The 19858-nt window shown below is 54.5% G+C and carries 19 protein-coding genes; 18 read left to right on the forward strand and 1 reads right to left on the reverse strand.

The window, feature by feature from the left end:
* Positions 1–18: 18 nt before the first annotated feature.
* The 16 genes from dut (at position 19) to KJ970_06885 (ending at position 17733) form a co-directional block, all read left to right on the forward strand.
* Complete coding sequence (gene dut / locus KJ970_06810) at positions 19–495, forward strand: dUTP diphosphatase (GenBank protein ID MBU2690624.1); 477 nt, start codon at positions 19–21, stop codon at positions 493–495.
* Between the two features lie 9 nt (positions 496–504).
* Complete coding sequence (locus KJ970_06815; protein ID MBU2690625.1) at positions 505–1416, forward strand: DUF3108 domain-containing protein; 912 nt, start codon at positions 505–507, stop codon at positions 1414–1416.
* Between the two features lie 26 nt (positions 1417–1442).
* A complete protein-coding gene (locus KJ970_06820) occupies positions 1443–2411 on the forward strand; it encodes a hypothetical protein (GenBank protein MBU2690626.1) in 969 nt (322 codons plus the stop codon).
* 181 nt (positions 2412–2592) lie between these two features.
* Positions 2593–3384 (forward strand): polysaccharide export protein, encoded by a 792-nt coding sequence (locus KJ970_06825; GenBank protein ID MBU2690627.1) that lies wholly within the window; start codon positions 2593–2595, stop codon positions 3382–3384.
* 46 nt (positions 3385–3430) lie between these two features.
* The gene (locus KJ970_06830; protein MBU2690628.1) at positions 3431–4852 is read left to right on the forward strand and encodes a hypothetical protein; all 1422 of its coding nucleotides are present in this window, start codon (positions 3431–3433) and stop codon (positions 4850–4852) included.
* Positions 4853–4855: 3 nt separating this feature from the next.
* On the forward strand, positions 4856–5722 hold the full coding sequence (locus KJ970_06835) for an AAA family ATPase (GenBank protein ID MBU2690629.1): 867 nt from the start codon (positions 4856–4858) through the stop codon (positions 5720–5722).
* Positions 5723–5811: 89 nt separating this feature from the next.
* A complete protein-coding gene (locus tag KJ970_06840) occupies positions 5812–6456 on the forward strand; it encodes a CpsD/CapB family tyrosine-protein kinase (protein ID MBU2690630.1) in 645 nt (214 codons plus the stop codon).
* Between the two features lie 30 nt (positions 6457–6486).
* Positions 6487–7722: a hypothetical protein gene (locus KJ970_06845; protein MBU2690631.1), complete on the forward strand. Its 1236-nt coding sequence runs from the start codon at positions 6487–6489 to the stop codon at positions 7720–7722.
* Positions 7712–8899 (forward strand): alkaline phosphatase family protein, encoded by a 1188-nt coding sequence (locus KJ970_06850; GenBank protein MBU2690632.1) that lies wholly within the window; start codon positions 7712–7714, stop codon positions 8897–8899. The genes KJ970_06845 and KJ970_06850 overlap by 11 nt, the downstream gene beginning before the upstream one ends.
* 5 nt (positions 8900–8904) lie before the next feature.
* Positions 8905–9918 (forward strand): flippase-like domain-containing protein, encoded by a 1014-nt coding sequence (locus tag KJ970_06855; protein MBU2690633.1) that lies wholly within the window; start codon positions 8905–8907, stop codon positions 9916–9918.
* The gene (locus KJ970_06860; protein MBU2690634.1) at positions 9915–11408 is read left to right on the forward strand and encodes an O-antigen ligase family protein; all 1494 of its coding nucleotides are present in this window, start codon (positions 9915–9917) and stop codon (positions 11406–11408) included. Before KJ970_06855 ends, KJ970_06860 begins: the two co-directional genes overlap by 4 nt.
* A 432-nt stretch (positions 11409–11840) precedes the next feature.
* On the forward strand, positions 11841–12437 hold the full coding sequence (locus KJ970_06865; GenBank protein MBU2690635.1) for a sugar transferase: 597 nt from the start codon (positions 11841–11843) through the stop codon (positions 12435–12437).
* Between the two features lie 155 nt (positions 12438–12592).
* Entirely contained in the window at positions 12593–14086 is a 1494-nt protein-coding gene (locus KJ970_06870; GenBank protein ID MBU2690636.1) for a glycosyltransferase family 39 protein, read from the forward strand.
* Positions 14079–15221, forward strand: coding sequence for a glycosyltransferase family 4 protein (locus KJ970_06875; protein MBU2690637.1), 1143 nt, complete (start codon positions 14079–14081; stop codon positions 15219–15221). Before KJ970_06870 ends, KJ970_06875 begins: the two co-directional genes overlap by 8 nt.
* Positions 15218–16447 carry a glycosyltransferase family 4 protein gene (locus KJ970_06880; protein MBU2690638.1) on the forward strand — a complete coding sequence of 410 codons (1230 nt, stop codon included), beginning with the start codon at positions 15218–15220 and terminating at the stop codon, positions 16445–16447. The genes KJ970_06875 and KJ970_06880 overlap by 4 nt, the downstream gene beginning before the upstream one ends.
* Positions 16444–17733 carry a glycosyltransferase family 4 protein gene (locus KJ970_06885; GenBank protein ID MBU2690639.1) on the forward strand — a complete coding sequence of 430 codons (1290 nt, stop codon included), beginning with the start codon at positions 16444–16446 and terminating at the stop codon, positions 17731–17733. The genes KJ970_06880 and KJ970_06885 overlap by 4 nt, the downstream gene beginning before the upstream one ends.
* A gap of 28 nt (positions 17734–17761) precedes the next feature.
* Here KJ970_06885 and KJ970_06890 read toward each other — a convergent pair whose 3' ends face one another.
* Positions 17762–18025: a hypothetical protein gene (locus tag KJ970_06890; protein MBU2690640.1), complete on the reverse strand. Its 264-nt coding sequence runs from the start codon at positions 18023–18025 to the stop codon at positions 17762–17764.
* A gap of 256 nt (positions 18026–18281) precedes the next feature.
* Here KJ970_06890 and KJ970_06895 point away from each other — a divergent pair, with 256 nt between their 5' ends.
* On the forward strand, positions 18282–19367 hold the full coding sequence (locus tag KJ970_06895; GenBank protein MBU2690641.1) for a mannose-1-phosphate guanyltransferase: 1086 nt from the start codon (positions 18282–18284) through the stop codon (positions 19365–19367).
* A complete protein-coding gene (locus KJ970_06900) occupies positions 19348–19794 on the forward strand; it encodes an SPOR domain-containing protein (protein MBU2690642.1) in 447 nt (148 codons plus the stop codon). The genes KJ970_06895 and KJ970_06900 overlap by 20 nt, the downstream gene beginning before the upstream one ends.
* Positions 19795–19858: the final 64 nt, after the last annotated feature.

A 19858-nucleotide genomic window follows, 5' to 3' on the forward strand; every position in this document is an offset into this window, starting at 1 on the left:
AGGAGATCGATGGCCAAGATGCCGAATAGTATTCGTATCGCGGTACAGCGTCTTTCGCCGAGGGCCCAGTTGCCGCGGCGTCAAACAGCGGGCGCCTCGGGCTGGGACTTGCATGCCTGCCTTGAAGAGGATCAGGTCATCCAACCTGGGGCGAGAGCAGCAATACCATCGGGGATTGCCGTCGCCGTGCCCGAGGGATATGAGCTTCAAATCCGGCCGCGGAGTGGGTTGGCTTGGCGCCAAGGGGTGACCATTGTCAATACACCGGGAACAATCGATGCGGATTATCGAGGAGAGATAAAAATTCTCCTGGTGAATCTGGGAAGTGAGCCTTTCAGGGTTCGCCATGGGGATCGTGTCGGACAGATGATCCTTTCATCGGTGCCGGCGGGAATATTGGAAGAAGTGGAAGAGCTGAGTGCAACAGAGAGAGGCGCCGGAGGATTCGGCCATACGGGTCTTGGGGATGGCGAAATAAAACCGACACTTTCCTGAGGATGAAAGATGATCCTTCGCGGCCCGGATAATTCTTTTCTCTCCGGTTTGTTCATCCGGGGATTTCTCCTGGCCCTTCTTATCATGCTGATGGCCCAACCCAGCGCCACCTCCGAAATCGATCCGCTGGAGAGCTCAATCGACTCTCCGGAAACATTTCTACCCGAATCCGAGATCGGGAACATCCGCATCCGTTCATTTGAAGATCGATATCTCAGGCAGGTACGTGAAGAAACGCCCCTGCGGGAGACCGCCCTCGTGTCGGGTGAAAAGCTGGTTTTCTCCGTGCGATTTGGTCCCTTGCGTGCGGGAGAAGCGACACTGGAATTCTCTGAAGCGCTCGATCAACGCAACCGGCCTGTTTATCGGATTCAAAGCCGCGCCCAATCGAATTCCTTTGTCAGTTCCTTTTACCGCGTCGATGACCATATTGAATCCCTCATCGATAGGGACTATCTCACTCCGGTTCATTTCGAGAAGCACCTCAGGGAGGGAAAATACGAATCGGACCGGGTTGTCAAAATGGATCAGGACAACCATTTCGCGATCTATGAAGGGGGCGAAATCTATGAAATGCCCCCGCGCGCGCATGATGTTCTCAGCGCTTTCTACTATGTCCGGGCTATGAAAATGGCCGTCGGCGATACCCTTCGACTCAGCAGCCATTCCGATAAGAAAAATTATCCAATTGATGTTATTGTCCATCGCAAAGAGAAAGTGAAAGTGCCCGCAGGTGAATTTAATTGTTTTGTTATCGAACCAAAGGTCTCATCCTCAGCTTTGTTCAACAGTAAGGGGAAATTGTGGATCTGGATCACTGACGATGAACGCCGGATCCCGGTCCTGATGAAGAGTGAGATCCCCGTCGGATCGATCGATGCCGTTCTGACCCGGCTCGAAGGGAGACCGGATCGCAATTAATTGGGACCAAACAAGGATGTTGAATTATGTCCCGATACTCCGAAATTGATCTCAGCGGCATCCGCCGCCGATCCATCGAAGGGCACGCTCGGATTGTGGCCCAGGAAATGTCCAGCCATCCGCCGGTCGATCCCGACTCCTTTTCCCAATTCTGGGATGGTTTGCCTGATATCCTGGCCGCCCGTGACTTGAAACAATTGGCGAGCCGGCTTGTCGATGCGAGGTTGGAGGCCCGGCCTGTTTTGCTCTTCATGGGCGCCCATCTTATTAAAACGGGACTGACACCCCTCCTGGTCCGTCTCATGGACGAAGGTCTGCTGACCTCAATCGCCAGCCATGGAGCCGGTCTGGTCCATGATCTGGAGTTGACTCTCTTCGGGCGGACTTCAGAGGATGTGGGCGAGGGTCTTGAGACGGGTGATTTCGGTATGGATCTGGAAACCTCATCCTTCATAAATAATTGGACCCGCGAGGCAGCGGCGGCCGGTGAGGGGTTGGGGGAGGGGTTGGGCCGCCGGATTCTGGAAGAGGCGGAACGACGAGGTCTGGATCCCGATGCTGGGTGGCTCTCCGCGGCTTACAGACGGGGGATTCCAGCCACCATTCATGGATCGATTGGTACCGACATTTATCAGCAGCACCCGGAATTCAATGGCGCCTCCTTTGGTGAAACATCCACAAGGGATTTTCGGATCCTGGCGCATCAGGTTTCTCTGGCTGAGGGAGGTGTTATCCTGAACTGGGGAAGCGCTGTCATCCTGCCAGAGGTCTTCCTGAAGGCGCTCTCCGTCGCCCGGAATCTCGGGCATCCTGTGACGGATCTGACCACGGCGGTCTTTGACTTTATGAAGCATTACCGCCCCGCGGAGAATGTTGTCCGGCGGCCGACGCAGGCTTCGGGCTGGGGAACCTATATCGTGGGGCATCATGAGATTATGATCCCCCTATTCGTGCAAGGTCTCCTTCTTGAGCTGAAGCGACGCCAGGAGCGGTAACTATATGAAACCTGAAGATCTTGCGGTCTTTTGACGATCTACGAGTTAGAGGAAAACCCAGGAGGCGCGTTGAACCTTCCATTGACCATGCCGCCATGGGATGCTAGCGTATTGCGTTGCAACGATGTGGGCGGTGGACTCCAAATGGGAACTCCTGTAACGCAAGAAAATGAGGGGCGCGATGCCGTGGCATGACCTGTTTGGCTCAGGGCGCTTTCCGTCGGCGCAATGGATGTTGGGTCTTCTCGTCATCCTGATCCCAATTTTAACAAGTTGTGGTGGCGGAACAGACATCCCGCCGCCGGGGTTGAATGTTCAGATTCCGGATGAGGGATCTGGTGCACCGCCTTCATATTTCAGTGACTATGTTCTTCAGGCGGATGATGAGATCACTGTCAGAGTCCTGGCCAACCCTGAAATGAATGCAACGGTACCGATCCGTCCTGATGGAACGGTATCGATTCCCGGCGCTGGAGTGATCAATGCGGGGGGTATGACCCCGTCCCAATTGGCCGATGTCATTGAGACCCGTCTTGGACAGCTCATCCGCCAACCGCAGGTGGATGTTCTCGTAACGGAGTTACGACCGCGGGGGATCTATGTGATGGGTGAAGTTGAGGCGCCGGGAGAGAGGGTTTATCGGCCGGGGATGTCCGTTCTGCAGGCCTTGGGCGCCGCAGGCGGCGCCTTGAGAAGCGGCAAGCTTTCGAGTGTTCTGCTGATGCGCCGGGTGGGTCCTGAAGATGTCGAAGTCCGGCGGGTTGATATCGAAGCCATCTTCGAACGCACGGAAGGGGCCGTCGATCCACTGTTGGCGCCGAACGATATCGTGTTTGTCCCAAAGACCTGGATCTCCCGCTGGGGGCAATTCGTCGACGAGTATATAAGACCGACGATTCAACCATTTGCGCTCTATGTTCAAGCCTGGTGGGCTATGAATCTAACGAGCGACAGCGTCAACGTGACATTCTAACAGTCTGGGGCGAACAAGATGAAGCCTATGGGATGAGGACAGCTTCGTGACACCACAGCAACTGGAACATGAGAGCGAAACTAACGGCTACGATGAACCGCCCGAACCTGTAGAACGCCGGCGGACCTCGATGCGTGATTTCATCTCGGTGATTTTCCGCCGGAAGGGAATCGTTATCGTCATTATAGTGATCGCCATTATCGCTGTATTGATTCTGAACGCCACATCACCCACGACTTTCCAATCGCATTCATCCCTGCTTGTCAGCCGCGGACATCCACAGTCGGTCTTTTCCACCGGTTACCAGATTCTTTCGTGGGAAGAAGAGTTGAATTCAGAAGTGGAAATTATAAAGAGCCAGCAAATTCACCAATTGGCTCAGGACTATATTGAGGATTGGGGATTACGAAAAAACAACGGTGAGCCAATAAAGATCGATCCCCTCCAGATCCGTGCGACCACACCCGGCAAGAGCAGCGTTATTAATATCGCCTATAGATCGCATGCCCAGGAAGAAACGCAGCATGTCGCGCAGGCCCTGGCACAGGCCTATATTGATTTTAGGCATCAGACCCGCGGGGGACCGGAGGTTGAATCCTATTTCCAGCAGCAGCTCGAACAATTAGAGGATCGCCTCGGTGACTGGGAACAACGCCGGGCCGATTATATGACCGAAGAAGCGGTGACGTCTCCCAAAGACGAGAGGTATTTCCTTCTCCAGGAACGTAGAGACGCCCAGGCCGAATTGGCTCGGATTCAGTCAAACATTACGGAACGGCAGGCCCAGATTGAATCGATACGCCGGCTCCAGGAGGAGCGGCGGAATCAACCTGATCTGCAGATTATGCCTTTCTCGAATCCTACGACCAACGAAGAATCGATCCTGGATATGCTCATGAAGGAGCTGACACTCCGCCGGAGTGAATATTATTCATCTGCCGCACGCTATACGGAAAACCATCCGGATGTTCAAAATAAGCGGCGGCATGTCCTTGAACTCGAGTCAGCTCTAGACAGGGAGCTTAATAATTATCTGCGGCATCTCGAGGCGCGAATCGAGGTCATGCTCGCCCAAGAGGCGAATCAAACTCAGGTTCTTGAAGCCTTGTCGGCGGAGTTGGCCGAGATTCCATCGAAGGAGATGCGTTTGGGGCAGATTGATCGCGTACTCGCTGCGATGACGACGCAATACAATGCCCTTGTACAAAGTAGTGTTGATGCAAGAATCAAGAAGACAGGATCAGCCGATTGGAACGTCATTCTTCTCACGCCGGCTTCTGAATCGATTCCGATCCTCGTGACCGACTATGTCCGTCTGGCGATTCTCCCGCTTTTTAGTATTATCCTTGGAATCGGGATGGCTTTCCTCGTGGACGGGCTGGATCACTCGATTAAGGATGCGGGAGACGTGGAGGCCTATATCGGTCTTCCCGTGCTTGCATCGGTGAGCCCGTTCGGGGGCCGGTAAACCGTGGCCGTCTATGAAACATTCTACGGGTTGACGGAAAACCCATTTAACATTACTCCAGATCCCCGCTTTCTGTTTTTGACTCCTTCGCACCGCGCCGCGTTGAACTACCTTGAGTACGGTGTTGAGGAGCGCAAGGGATTTCTTGTTGTTACGGGAGAGGTCGGTGTGGGCAAAACCCTGCTGATCAGGACACTGCTTCAACGGGTTGATTCCCGAACCGAAACCGCCTTGGTTATGAATGCCCGCTTAACATTTAAGGAGCTCATGATCCTCGCTGTCCGTGATTGGAATCTCCCTGTGCAGGGACAGACAAAATTGGATTTATTGATCGCCCTTCAAGAATATCTCGTCGATGTGAAAAATCACGGCGGGAATGTTCTGTTGATCATTGATGAGGCGCAAAACCTATCGGCCGAGTCTTTGGAGGAATTCCGGCTGCTCAGCAATATGGAAACGAGCACGCAGAAACTGCTGCAGATTGTTCTGGCAGGGCAGCCTGAATTGAAAGTGATCTTGAACCAGCACGGCCTTCGGCAGCTGCGTCAAAGAATCCCGGGAATCTGTGATATTAAAAGTCTCGACCCGGATGATGTCGGTGATTATGTGAGGCATCGGCAGAGTGTCGCGGGTCTATGTGCGCCCAATGATTGGATTTTTGACGAAGCTGCCATCGACGAGATCTATCGCAACACCGAGGGTATCCCGCGATCGATCAATCAATTATGCGATCGTGCCCTCCTCTTGGGATATCAACGGAACATGAAGGTTTTGGGATCCCGGGAAATTATCGACGCGATGGATGCCTTGAAGTCCGGGGATGTTCATTGGACTCCCGCGCGGCGGGGCGGCAAAGGGTTCATCGAATGAGCCGGATCCATGACAGTCTCACAGGACCAAGATCAGGTGATCCCAGGGGTCCGGGTCCCTTTCAAACAATCCATACGATTGAAACCGGAATGGACAAGGTTCCGGATTTTCGCCTGCTGCATGAAATGGAGCAGCTTCAGGCGGCCCTTGGTGTCGCGATGGCGCCAGAAAGCAGGCGCGTTCTCGCCTTTCTGGGCGCTGTTGTCGGTGAAGGTGTTACGACCCTGGCTCTTCACTACTCGCTCTATCTGGCCCGATCGGCCGATCACAATGTTCTGCTGGTCGACTCCGATCTCGCTCACTCCAGCTATAGTCTGAGCGACGGCGTAGGCAAAAACCCGGGTCTTGCAGATATACTTCGTGGGGAGGTGGAACCCGGCAACGCCGTTTTGGGAACAGAAGAACCGAAGCTGCACTTTCTTTGTTCAGGCAATGATATTGCAGGGCATACCGATCTTTTGAATTCACCTCGTTTTGGAATGCTGATGGCGGATCTTGGACGACGTTATCATACCGTTGTTCTCGACGGTCCACCGGTGCTCGCCCATCCTGAATCGACGATCATTGGAGCAGCCGTAGATGGAGTCATTTTTGTCATCCAGCACCGGCGCACACGGAGAGAAGTTATACAAAAGGCGATCCATACCTTGAGGGGGGCGAAGTGCCAGCTCCTTGGCACGGTTCTCAACAGAAGAGTGCACGATATCCCCAACTTCATCTATCAGAGGATTTAACCCTCCGTGGCCGGAAGGATGAAGGACACAATGAACCGGCCAGATCACTTTGAACTGCCCGCCGTTCCCTTTGCGCAGCATCCGGAATTCGAAAGGGCCCTTCGGCGGCTAATGGAATGGACGATCCCGGCCCTCCTGAAGAGGAGTTCCGAAGTCCTGCCACAAGCGCTCTTCCTTTCCGGCACGGCCGCCTGGGGTGAGATGTCGGGCGTGCCGTGTTCCAACGGCCTATGGCTCCCTCTTTCCGATATCGATCTCTCCCTGGTCGTGAAACACCGGACCCCTGAATTGAAGGGTATTCTCGAACACGATCTGCAACAGAACTTCAGAGAGAGGGGAAGGGCCACGGGCCTTAGCGCCTCTCCCGTCACTATTGGCACCTACGATATAAAAAAGCTTCGCCTTCAAGCCCCGACACTTGGCGTTGCGGAGATGCGACGGGCCGGGTGCTGTCTCTGGGGCGATGCTAAGCTCCTGTACCGCTTCCCCGACCCTGAAAGGGATGGACTGCGCCGCTGGGAGATCATCCGCCTGCTTTTTAACCGTTCTATGGAATTGGTGGAAGCCTGTGCCGCCGCGGATAAGGCCGCGGCGACAGGCGACGAGGAAGCGGCCTGGAAGCGTGGGTATCTGACCGCGAAGATGAGTTCTGATCTCGGAACCATTTTATTGGCCATGGAGGGGCGTTTGCTCTGGGGGATGGCGAACCGGCTATCTGTTTTGGATGACTGGGTTTCAGAAGGTCTGCTGCCGAAGGCGCTTGGTGATTTTCTAAAAGAATCGGTGCGATGTCGGCAAGATCCAACCTCCCTGCAACCGGAGAGAAAGACATCCTGGGATAGATTGGAACCCCTTGCGGACATGCTGGGCTGGTTGCATTGGACCTGGGATCGGATTTTGGATAAGTATAATCTGACAGAGCGCCCCTTCCCGCATACGGTCCTCCGGTGGGAGGAAGGCGGTCTTAGGGATCGCTTCCGGCAATTGCGCCAAATTCTGACGACTCCCCAGGAAAGGGGAAAGCTTCGCAGCTTGGCGAACTGGTGGGGAATGCGTCCGGCGGCTTGCTTCCGAAGCTCTTTGGGCTCGACTTGTCTCATGTATCTTCTCCTACTGGACCCGGGGAGGGAGCAGTGGAGCCTCTCCGCCCGCGAGCACCTGGGCGGGCTTTCCCCCTGGGTGGACGGAAGAAGTAGAGAGGCGCCGCGTTCCGCGCTTCAAGAGCTGGGGCGATGGATAGTCTGGATGCGGGGGATTGAAGGTTAAACAATATGAGCGAGGAGCGAGTGTGAAGGGAGAACGACTGGTTCTGATTATCCTGATCGACGCATTGGGATATCGGATCGTTAAAGAAACAAAGTTCCTCGATGGATTTGTGAAACCTGCGAATCCCATCCGGACCATTTTCGGCTATTCAAGCGCGGCGATCCCCAGCCTGTTGACCGGCGCCCTCCCGGAAGCCCACGGCCACTTTTCCATGTATCTCCGTGACCCGGAAAACTCCCCGTTGAAAAAAGACCGGTGGATAATCCGCCTTTTCGGCGAATGGATGAAGAGACCCTGGTTCCTCAAAAAAAGACTGACGCCGCGCCTGATCCGTCGGGGGATTACCGGTTATTTCAGTCTCTACGAAATTCCCTCCGAACTTCTGTCGGAATGGGATCTCTGCCAGAAGCGTTCGCTGTTCAAGCCGGGCGGCATTCCCGGATTTCCAACCGTCATTGATGAATTGGCCGAACGCCGCACGCCACACAGGATTTGGGATTGGAGCGTGCCTGAAGAGCGGGCATTGCCGGAGCTGCGCCGCGAGGTTTCCCAGGGAAAACTGCCATTCCTCTTTTTCTATACGCCGGGATTGGACAGTATTATGCACATGTATGGGACGCGGACTGAAGTTGTACAAAAAGCGCTTCGGAATTGGGATACAACGATTCGTGAACTCGTTGCGGAGGGGGAGAAGCATTACCGCGAAGTTCGTCTCTTTGTGTTCGGCGATCACGGGATGGCGGATGTAGCTGACGCCCATGATTTGTGGGCTCGATTGCCGGTGATCGGGCCGCCAAAGAAACGGGGGACGCTCTACTTCCTCGATTCCACCATGGCTCGGTTTTGGTTTGACTCTGATGCCGAGAGACGGCGGACGGTGGAAATCCTTTCAGAAGAAGGGTTCGGGCGCTGCCTATCCATCGAGGAGGAAAAGTCTCTGGGGGTTCATTTTCCCGACGGCCGGTATGGGGAGTTGACCTATTTGGCCGATGCGGGGCAACTCATCGTGCCCAGTTTCATGGGCTGGGAGAAGATCGCGGGAATGCACGGGTATCATCCGGATGATGTCGATTCGGATACGACCCTGCTGACGAATACAAATGTGGACCATCCGGCGGATATTCGGGGATTTTCCGACCTGTTGAAGAGAGAGGCGCTGGCCTTCTCAAGGGGATAGGATTGATGAAACGGAAACTCCTCTTCGGATCTATATTAAGCCTTCTCTTTCTATATTTGGCCTTCCGCAAATCGGACTTTGCCCAGATCATTGAGCATATCCGAAACACGCGCATGATCTATCTCCTCCCGGGAGTCATCCTGACACTTCTCAGTTATTTTGTTCGAGCCGTCAGGTGGCGTTATCTCCTGGCTTCGGTGAAAACCATTTCATTAAGTCCTCTCTTTAAATCCACCATGATCGGTTTCATGGCCAACAACCTCCTTCCGGCGCGACTGGGGGAGCTGGTGAGGGCGCATACCATCGGGACATGGGAGGGCATCTCCCGATCTTCGGCCCTGGCGACCATCGCCATGGAACGTGTCTTTGATCTCTATACCATGTTGGTGCTTTTCGGCGTGATATCGATCTTTCTCCCATTGACGCCGGCGGTCCAGAAATTGGGCATGATCGGCCTGCTCTTCGGCCTCCTTGTTCTGGGTCTCTTTATCCTGCTGCTGCGCGCCGGTCCCAAGACGATCCAGCTTTTTGGCCGGTATATCCCCTCCCGATTCAGGGAACGCGGAATCGGTCTTCTCTGTGCTTTTCAGGAGGGTCTAGGAGTCCTCAAAAAGGGACGACAATTACTATGGGCCTCCATGTTATCGGTGCTGATGTGGGGGTTCATCGTCGGTGTCATCTATCTTTGTTTCACGGCAACCGAGATAGAGGTTGATGGGAAACCCTTGCCGGTATCAGCGGCGGTGGTCGTCCTGGTTGTCATGGCGATCGGACTAATGGTGCCCTCGGGCCCTGGATTTATCGGATCTCTTCAGCTAGCAGCGAAACTCGGTCTCAGGGTTTTTGGAGTGGAGGACAATATGGCGCTATCCTTCGCCATCGTCTATCACGCCACTCAATGGGTTCCGGTCACTTTGGTCGGGCTGATATTTCTCATCCATGCGAATCTCTCGCTCAAAGAGATCAGCCGGACATCGACCGGTGATAAGGGTCGCGATCCGACGGGGGCCGGGTTATGAACCGGCTCGCACGCCCGGCTCCATTCCGACAGCGCGTGAGGAGGTTATTCTTTCCACCCGGCCCGCCCCAGCGGTTTCAAGAGCTTATTATTTCGCGCGGCGTGGTCATTCTCGCGGCCGCGGTCGTCGGGTTGATTCTCGGTATCCAATGGTTTCAAGTTAATCCCCGTATTGTCAAAACACTTATCGGATTAATAGTCTTCTTTGTTTTTGTACGTTTCCCCGTCTATATGGGTGTCGGCGCTTTCCTATTGCTATATCCATATCCTACCGCTATCGCGTTGGGAAATACGAACTTTGTATTTGCTATTCTCTTTACCATGGTTTGGATTGTAAAAGTTGGTTTGGGATTGGAGCCGCGACCGCAGGGATCCCTTGTCGGCAAACCCATCTTTTTTCTTTTGGTGGCGCATGCCCTGTCGCTGATCGTGCTGCCTGAGTGGATGGATTTCAAAGAGACCTTTGCGTTTCAACAATTCCTGCTGGCCGCCGTGCTGATGTACACGGTGATGACGAATACCGTTACGACGCCGAAGCGTCTTCACTATATATTTCACATGCTTACTATCGGATCGATTATTGTTAATGTGCAATCGGTTCTTCAGTTTATTGCGCCGACCCTCCGGATTATCCCCGAATGGTATTATTCCTCCCCGGCTTTGGGCGCGGCGGTGGAGTTCGGAGGGCGTGTCGGTGGTGTTTTTCGTTCGCATCCTCTTCTGGCGGACTCGGCGGCGATGATGATCCTGCTGCAGCTCTTTATGGCCAGCCGCTGCGCCGGCAAACCATGGCAGCGTCTGTACCATTTTGGCGTCATCGGCCTGGCCATCATCACCCTTTTCATCACGGTGAACCGCGGAGGAATGGTCATTCTTGTGCTGGGATTGGCTATCATCGGATGGCACCTGCGCCGGGAACTGAAGTTCTCGCGGATCGCCATTGCCGCATCGGCGCTGGTGCTTGTCTTTATCATTGCGGAAGCGGTGACCAGCGGCCGGTATGAGCAGGAAGTCACCATGTTTTCCCGTCTTGCCGGCACCCGCTTTGAGTCGTTAATGCCTGAAAACAGAGCCGTCGTCTGGATCGCCTACTGGGCCTGGATTCTCGAATCTCCGTTTATCGGACATGGGCCCCGGATCGATACCACCGTCCTTGGATTCTGGCCTCACAACGCCTATCTCTTTTATGCCTACACGGTCGGTTTCCTGGGAATGTCCATATTTCTTTTTATCATTCTGAAGAGCATTATAAAAACTCGACCCCGGGGCAGGGTCTCATGGACCAGGGGGTCATATGTCAAAGGAGCTTTACTCCTGGTTCATGTGATGCTTATCCAATTTGCCGTCGGTCAGCTCCGAACCGACCACCAGCGAGGAAATGTTTTTATCTACTTGACCTACAGTCTGTTAGCGCAGGCCTCGATTGTCTATCGTCTTTCTGAAAAGGAAGACAAGCGTCGGCGCTCATTGACACGTAACCGCCAGGTATGATATGATTTTAGACGGATCGATAGACGCCGATAGATAGACATAGATAGCTGGACAAGGAGGTATGGACGCGACTCGTTGCTAATGAGGGATCCTCCGCTTCGAGCGGAGATCTTTATGGATGAAGTATGGAAGTGACCGGGGCGTTGAAAACGAACGACCCCTGGACGGGTAGGAACAGCAACGAGCCCTCATGTGGCGGCACGTCCGGTTCGCCTGGGGGATACATCAAGGGTTTACCCTGTGGACAAGATGACTCCGGCGGAAACGGGCATGGAAAATATCTCTACGGAGAGGGCTTCCCGACCTCCCCGAATAAAGTCCTCGAAGAACGGAACAGCACGCCCCGCGAAGAAGGTTCCGCGGGATGCATTGTCTGTTCCCTGTTCTATTCCCAAACCACGCCGGGCGAAATCGTGGCATCGCCGCTGTTATATGGCATTCGGCAAACGCCTCTTTGATCTCGTCATTACTATACCCGCCATTATCATCCTCCTTCCCCTCTTTCTTGTTCTCGCCATTCTCATCCGGGTCGATACGCCGGGCCCTGTGATCTACACAAGCCGCAGGGTTGGAGAGGGAGGAAGGATCTTCAACTTCTTCAAGTTTCGCTCAATGGTTGTCGGCGCGGAAGGTTATCGAGATCGACTTCAAGAGCTCAATGAGGTGGATGGCCCCGTTTTCAAGATCGCCAATGATCCCCGCACGACCCGTTTCGGCCGCTTTCTCAGGCGCACCAGCTTAGATGAGCTGCCCCAGATGTTCAATGTCCTGCTGGGCGATATGACCCTCGTAGGCCCGCGTCCACCTATTCCGGATGAAGTTGTTCAGTATTTGCCCTGGCAGCGGGCCCGGCTCAGTGTCAGGCCGGGTATAACCTGTCTCTGGCAAATCAGTGGAAGGAGCCAATTGGGTTTTGATGAGTGGATGCGTCTGGATCTGAAGTATGTAGAAGGGATCAGCCTCGGGTTGGATATAAAGATCCTTCTCCAAACCATACCAGCCGTTCTCTCGAGAGAAGGCGCCTACTGATTTTCGAGGTGGTTTGGACGGATTGGAGAAGCGAATTTGTATATCACGGCAATAATCGCGGCAACGAAGTGAGCCATCAGGGGGAGTCACGTATTGTGAGGCGCGGGAAGATTGCTCATTCGAACCGGGTATGGGCATGGGCACTCCTACTTTTAATGGCTCTGGGTCTCCGGGTGGCGGGTCTTGGAAGACAATCCCTATGGATCGATGAAGCCTACTCTGTGAAGTATGCGCATCTGGGTGGATCGCTGACCTGGGATGACTATTTGGATAACCTGCATGGGCCCCTGCATACCATACTCTTGCACAATTGGTGCACTATCGCCGGGGATGGAGAGGCCGCGTTGAGGTGGCCGAGTGTCATGGCCTCAGTTCTAACACTGCCGTTCTTCTGGCGCCTGACACGCCGCCTCATAGGAGCTAGGGGGGCCTGGGCCGCAACGGCGGCCATAGCGGTTTCTCCCTTTTCCATCTGGTATGCGCAGGAAGTGCGCAATTACAGCCTCTTTCTTCTGATGGCCTGTGTTGCCTTGTTGGCATGGTTTCGATCTCTGGATGGGCCGGGGCATATCGGGCGGTGGATTCTGCATGTCCTCCTTCTCTTCGGTGCCTTTCTTTCCAATCTAGCCAGTCTCTTTATTATCCCGGTGCAACTCATTTGGTTGATTGGACGCCGCCGTTCACACTGGGTGAGCACGCTCTCAGCTTGGGCCGCCGTGATGCTGCTACTGCTTCCTTGGGAGATTCGTTTCTATAATTACCGGGTTGTCCCCTCCGGCTTGTTGGACAAAACAAAGACGGTCGAGTTGGCCCCGGCGCGGGAAGAAACATGGGCGAGTTCCTGGAGTATCCCTTTTACCTATTATGCTTTTGCCGGCGGTTATACATTAGGCCCTCCGCTTGAAGAACTGCATGAAGACCGGATCGGCGCCCTCAAGCATCATATGCCGCTGTTGATAGCGGCCGCCCTTCTTTTTGCGGGCCTTATCGGATGGGGGGTTGTCGGCCGCCGTGAACCGAATCGCAAGCAGCGACTTCGCCTCTTAGCCTGGTTGCTCATACCTCCGCTGGGTGTTTGGCTTATTTCTCTTCTCAATCTGAAAGCGATGAATCCTCGCTACGCTCTGGTCGCCTATCCGGCATTTCTTGTTCTTCTCGCCGCCGGTTGGATAAGCATGAAGCGAAGAGGTGTGCGGATCGCTGCCGCGATCGCAGTGCTGGCGATCTGGGGATTGTGCTGGGGACGAGTTCAGTGGGATGAAGCCTATGCGAAAGAGGATTACCGTTCCATTTCCGGTTGGATGAGGGAACAGCTTGATGCGGAAGTATTATGGATCACCATTGGTGTCGATGACCCGCTGCGGATCTATTACCTTCGTGATTGTTTTAACGGGATGGATTTGAAGGTTGGAACATACCGCCGCCTGACATCGTATCCGCCTTCACATTGGGAACGGTTTTGGAATGAGACGGAAGAACTCGCTTCGGAACATCGAAGAATTCTACTCTTTGAATCGCGGACATGGCACCTTGATCCCGATGGCCGGGGTCCCGGATTGCTAAGAAAATATTGTTCAAATCCGGAGACCATCAACCGCCACGGCATCCGTGTCTTGAAATGTGAAAGAGGGGAGAACACCGATGACTAGAGGCCGGGTCGTTCTCTTCTCCAATGCCCCCTATTTTGGCGGGGCCGAAGGGTATTTGGTCTATCTGGCGCAGGGTTTAAAACCTCTTGGGTGGGACCCGATCGGTCTGGTTCCCGAGGGATCGTGTGGAGCGGTGCTTGCGGGCCGCTTTGAAAAGGCCGGCTTTCCCGTCGAAAAATTCAATCACCGGCACTGGACATCTCCGGCCGGCGCCTGCGACATCCTCAAAAAGTTAAAGCAGATCGATGGCGAGATATTGCATCTTAATCTTCCCTCGCCCTATGAGGCGCTGCGGAATACCGTCGCCTTTTGGGGGCGGCTGGCGGGTTATCGACGCGTTGTCGCAACAGAACACCTTCCGATGTCTTTGCGGGCCCGGAGGCGGGCCTTGCTCAAAATCCTGCTGGCTCCAGCCATTGATGCCTTTATTATTATGACGCGATCGGGCGCGGAAGATTTGCATCGGATTCATGGTATCGGTCAGGATAAAATTGTACGCATTCCATATGGGATTGATCCGGCGCCGGAGGTTGCTCCGGCCGGCCGCCGCGACCTGCTTGAAGGATTGAAACTTCCACCGGAAACGCGCCTTGTCGGCCATGTCGGCCGTCTTACCGCGCGGAAGGGGCACCGCATTCTGCTGGAGGCGCTGGCACAAGAGAAAGAGATGCTTCGGGATCGCCGGACCGCTGTTCTATTCATCGGTGAGGGAGAAGAAGAAGAAAATCTGCGGCGATGCTCCGAGACACTCGTGCTGAATGAGTTTGTACATTTTATGGGCCATCGCGAGAATGCCCGGAATCTTATCGGTTTGCTGGATCTTCTCGTGCTACCCTCCTTTGTTGAAACACAGCCCTTTGTCATCCTCGAGGCCATGGCCGCCGGAATTCCGGTTCTCTCGACGATGGTCTATGGGATTCCCGATATGGTTGTCCACGAGGTCACGGGGCTTCTGGTCGAGCCGGGAGCGATCGGCCCGCTCGGGGCCGCGCTCAAGCGCCTTCTCCTCGAGGATGAGACCCGAATCAAGATGGGGCGATCCGGTTTGGAACGATTCAATGAGCTTTTTCGGATGGATAGGATGGCGGAGAAGACGGAGAGGGTCTATGCCGCCCAAAATGGGGTTGGGCTTTGAACATATTGCTAATCAACAAGTTCCATTATGCAAAAGGTGGAGCCGAGCGGTATTACCTCGATATTTCCCGGCTTCTCAGGGAGGCGGGCCACCAGGTTGGGCATCTCTCCATGGCCCATCCGCGCAATGTCCCTGCCACCGAAGCCGATGCTTTTGTGGAGGAGGTCGATTATCACAAGTCGATGGGTGGGCTGGGTAAGTTGAAGGCGGCCTCCCGGGTTCTTTACAACCGGGAGAGTGTGAGGCGGGTTCGAGAGCTGGTTAGGGCTCGGAGACCGCATGTAGCCCACCACCAGAATATCTATCACCAGATTTCTTTATCCGTCGTGAGGGAGTTGGCAAGATGTGATGTTCCTATGGTCATGACATTGCATGACTACAAGCCGGTCTGCCCCGCCTATCTGTTGATGGTAGGGGGGGAGATCTGTGAGCGGTGCCGGAAGGGCCGTTTCTATCATGCCGCCATGAACACTTGCATCCTCAATTCCAGACCCGCCAGTATCCTGGGCAGCCTGGAGGCTTACCTGCATACTCTCTGGGGCACTTATGATCAGATCGCCCTCTATCTCTGCCCCAGCCGTTTCCTTGTGGATAAAGTCGGTGAAATGAGCCAAAGGCCGATCAAACTCCGGCATCTTCCGAATTTTCTTCCGACCGATGATTTCAAGCCGGTCTACGAGGGTGACCCGGTTGTGGTGTATGCTGGAAGACTGTCGCGTGAAAAAGGACTACCGACCCTCATTGAGGCCGCGCGGCGGCAGAATGTCGGCCGGGGATGGAAGCTTCGGATTCTGGGTGAGGGCCCGCTTCGCGCGGAGTTAGAGGCAAAGGTCACCGAATGGGGCTTGGAGGACGGGATCCGATTTGAAGGATTCTGTTCGGGTGAAGATTTAAAAGAGGTGATTCAAAGCGCCAGCGTGGTGGTGGTTCCATCGGAATGGTACGAGAATCAGCCCTATGCCATTCTCGAGGCCTTCGCGCTGGGAAAACCAGTGATCGGAAGTTCCATCGGAGGTATCCCGGAGCTGGTTCGTGCCGATCGGACAGGATGGACGTTCCCGCCAGGGGATGCTGATGGCCTGGGCATGGCGATGCGCGAGGCTCTGGATCATCCGGAGCAAACCCGCGAAATGGGGCGGGAGGCGAGACGATTGGTGGAGAAGGATCATAATCCCGCACTGCATATGGAAAGGCTGTTAAACATTTATGAAGAGGTTTCCTCATGAGCCCTCCTGATGACAGGAAGCACGGGGCCGATTCGGTCCTGGGGGGGCGGCGGCCGCTGAAGATCGCCATGGTGGGGCAGAAGGGTATTCCCGCCACCTATGGCGGTATTGAGCGGCATGTCGAGGAAATCGGTATGCGGTTGGTGGAACGAGGGCATGAGGTCACCGTTTTCAGCCGGAACCATTATTCATCTCATACGGGGATGTATCGCGGGATCCGCACCATCCGTTTTCCTTCGCTCAACACGAAGCATTTCGACGCGATTTCACATTGCGCGATTGCGACATTGATAACGATGTTTTCGAAGTATGATATTGTGCATTTTCACGCCCTGGGACCGAGCATTTTCGCGTGGCTGCCCCGGCTCAAAAAAACAAAGACAATTGTCACGGTCCATGGTTTGGATTGGCAGCGCGGAAAATGGGGGAAGATGGCCCGGCTTTTTCTTCAGAAATGCGAAGAGCCTGCGGTCAAGTTCCCCAATCGCACTATTGTCGTTTCTAAAACACTGCGAAAGTATTTCAAAGAGGAATACAACGCCGAGACATTTTTTATTCCCAATGGAACAAACCCTGGCGCGCAGTTGCCGCCGAACAAGATCAAGAGGTACAACCTCGACAAGCATCCTTACATTCTCTTTGTAGGGCGGTTGGTGCCTGAGAAGGGTTGCCACTATTTGATCGAGGCCTTCCGGAGACTTGATACTGATGTCCGTCTTGTCATGGCGGGGGGATCCTCTTTCAGTGACGGCTATGTCGATAGCCTTGAGAGTCTTCGTGACAATGATCCGCGCGTGCAAATGGTCGGATATGTTTATGGCGAGGTGCTCGATGAACTTTGGACGAATGCCTATTTTGTGGCTTTGCCGTCGATCCTGGAGGGGCAGTCGATTTCACTGATCGAGGCGTTGAGTTACGGCAAGTGCGTTCTTTTGAGTGATATTCCGGAGAATGTAGAAGTCGTTGAAAATGAGGCGGTGACCTTCCGCAGCCGGGATGTCGAAGATCTCCACAAGAAGATGAAGATGTTGCTGGAAAACCCGGAAATGGTGAGCCGGGTGGCAAAGCAATGCGGTCATCTGGCCGAAGATCAATTCAGCTGGTCTCGAATTGTTGAAGCAACGGAATCCGTATATTACGACGCGGTGAGCGGATCGCCCCCCAAACCGAAGCGGAAGAAAGATGAAGAAAGTCATTCATCGGAAAAAGAGGATGAGCTGCAAATCATCGAGGGGGGGAAGGAGGAGGATGGGTCCGATCGGCCCCAGCATCGGTCTCATTTCTAGCATCCCGCAAGAGACAAGGCCGCCCCACTTATTTCGGAAGGGGTTTTAACCTCTCCACCTGCTGAATTGTCAAAAATACATCACAAACCGCGCAGTTCATCAGTTTTACAGCGAACGATCCTTCCACGATACCGCCGCTGAGGGTTCCCGCAATGTCCCAGCAATGCCGCGAACGATCTCCCTTGTCTGAAGAAGGCTCCCATGCGGCCGCGGCAGCGGGGCAAACACCCAAATCGTCGACCTGAAAACCGCCGGGCTCCCGGCCGCATTTTTTCAACTCCCAACAATTCATCGTCTCCCCTGTCTTCTTCCCGGTTCTGCGGCGCCATGCCATCTTGAAATCCAGGGATCTTCTTCGGCATCAAGTGTCTATGGGGGTGGTCGGCATATAGTGCTTCGACCTTGATCCCAATTCAATCCTCTCTTTTGATCGCAGGGGGGTGGCGGGTGGAAGGGGTCGGCTTCCTGGCACCTATCCTTTTCAGTGACTTGAGGTTTGGGGTTTTGTATTCTGAGACCGGTTTCAACGTGCTGAGGGAGGAAAACCCGTGCCTGAATCTGATCTTGCCGTCTTCATCCTGGCTGGGGGATCCGGAGAGCGTTTCTGGCCCCTAAGCCGCAAGGTGCGTCCAAAGCAGTTTTTCGCGCTGGGCGGAGAGGATTCTCTCATCCGCCAAGCCTATCGCCGGGCCTTGGCTCTCAATCCAAAGGGCTCTCCCTGGGTCCTCTCATCGGAAAGCCTTGCCTCGGCCCTTTTGAAGGAGCTGCCCCGCCTCCGCCACGAGAGGGTGATCCAAGAAACAGTGGCAAAGAACACCGGTCCCGCCATTGCCCTGGGTTGTCATCTCCTGGCCATGGAACATCCCGGAGCCTGCGTTGTCATCCTTCCCTCGGATCATTGGATTCCGGAGCTTGATCTATTTCTGACGACGGTCAAGACCGCGATAAGGGTCGCCCGCAGCACGGGTGGGTTGGTCACCCTCGGTATCAAACCCCACCGGGCTGAAACGGGATACGGCTATATTGAGCGCGGAACGCCAAAGGGTGATATTCCGACCGCGTACAGCGCCAATGGATTCTATGAGAAACCCGAACTCGCCGATGCGAAGAAATATCTGAAATCCGGAATGTATTTCTGGAACAGCGGGATTTTTATCTGGACCGTAACGGCATTCTTGACGGAATTGAAAAGAGTTCAGCCGGATATCTATGATGCGCTGCCGGCTCAGGAAGAGCTGGAAACTGAATCGAACCGGCGGGCGGCTATCAATAAATATTTTGTAGCAGCGCCCTCGATTTCAGTGGATCAGGGCATCATGGAGAAGGCGAAAAGTGTCTGGGTCGTGGAGGCGCCTTTTGCCTGGTCGGATTTGGGGACATGGGAAGCCTGGGGCGAAACCCGCCCAGCCGACACCACGCAGAATCGTACAGATGGAGATGTTATTGTTCAGGATGCAAGCGGCAATATTGTATATTCGGACGAAGAGGGCCGGGTCGCCCTGCTAGGAGTCGACAATCTTGTTGTGGTGCGCACAAAGGATGTGACCCTGGTCTGTCCCCGGGAGCGGGTACAGGAAATCCGGGAGCTGGTCCGGAGGATGCGGGAGGAGAATCATGAAGATCGGTTCTTATAGCCTGGTACTATTTTTAACGATGATTCTCGCTTTCGGGTGCGGGAAATCCCGGAAGCAGACGACGCCGGTGGAAGAGGCGCCGGGGCGGGAACTGCCCTCAGAAGCACCGGATAACCGGGTGCAGCCAGGATTCCCAGAGGCGATGCCGCTGCCGGGTGAAGAGAGCGGCGAAGACGAACCGAATACCCGGTATGGGTATCGTGTGCAGGTCGCGGCCTTTACCCAGATGGACCCGGCGGAAGCGCGGGCCGCGGAATTGCGGCGCCTCTTTGATGAACCTGTATATATTGTCCATGAAGGGTTGTTGTACAAAATCCAGGTTGGTGATTTTGTCAGCCGGGATCGAGCGCAGGAAATTAGGCGTAGAGCCGTCGATTTGGGATTGGATGGCGCTTTTGTCATCGACACGATGATTAACAAGCAATGATGGAAGAAAATGAATGGAAGTAAAATTGACGGAAGAACCATAAAGAGCGCGGGCTGAATAGGGA

The sequence above is a fragment of the Candidatus Eisenbacteria bacterium genome (assembly GCA_018831195.1).
In the GTDB taxonomy this organism is placed as follows: Bacteria; Eisenbacteria; RBG-16-71-46; order CAIMUX01; family JAHJDP01; genus JAHJDP01.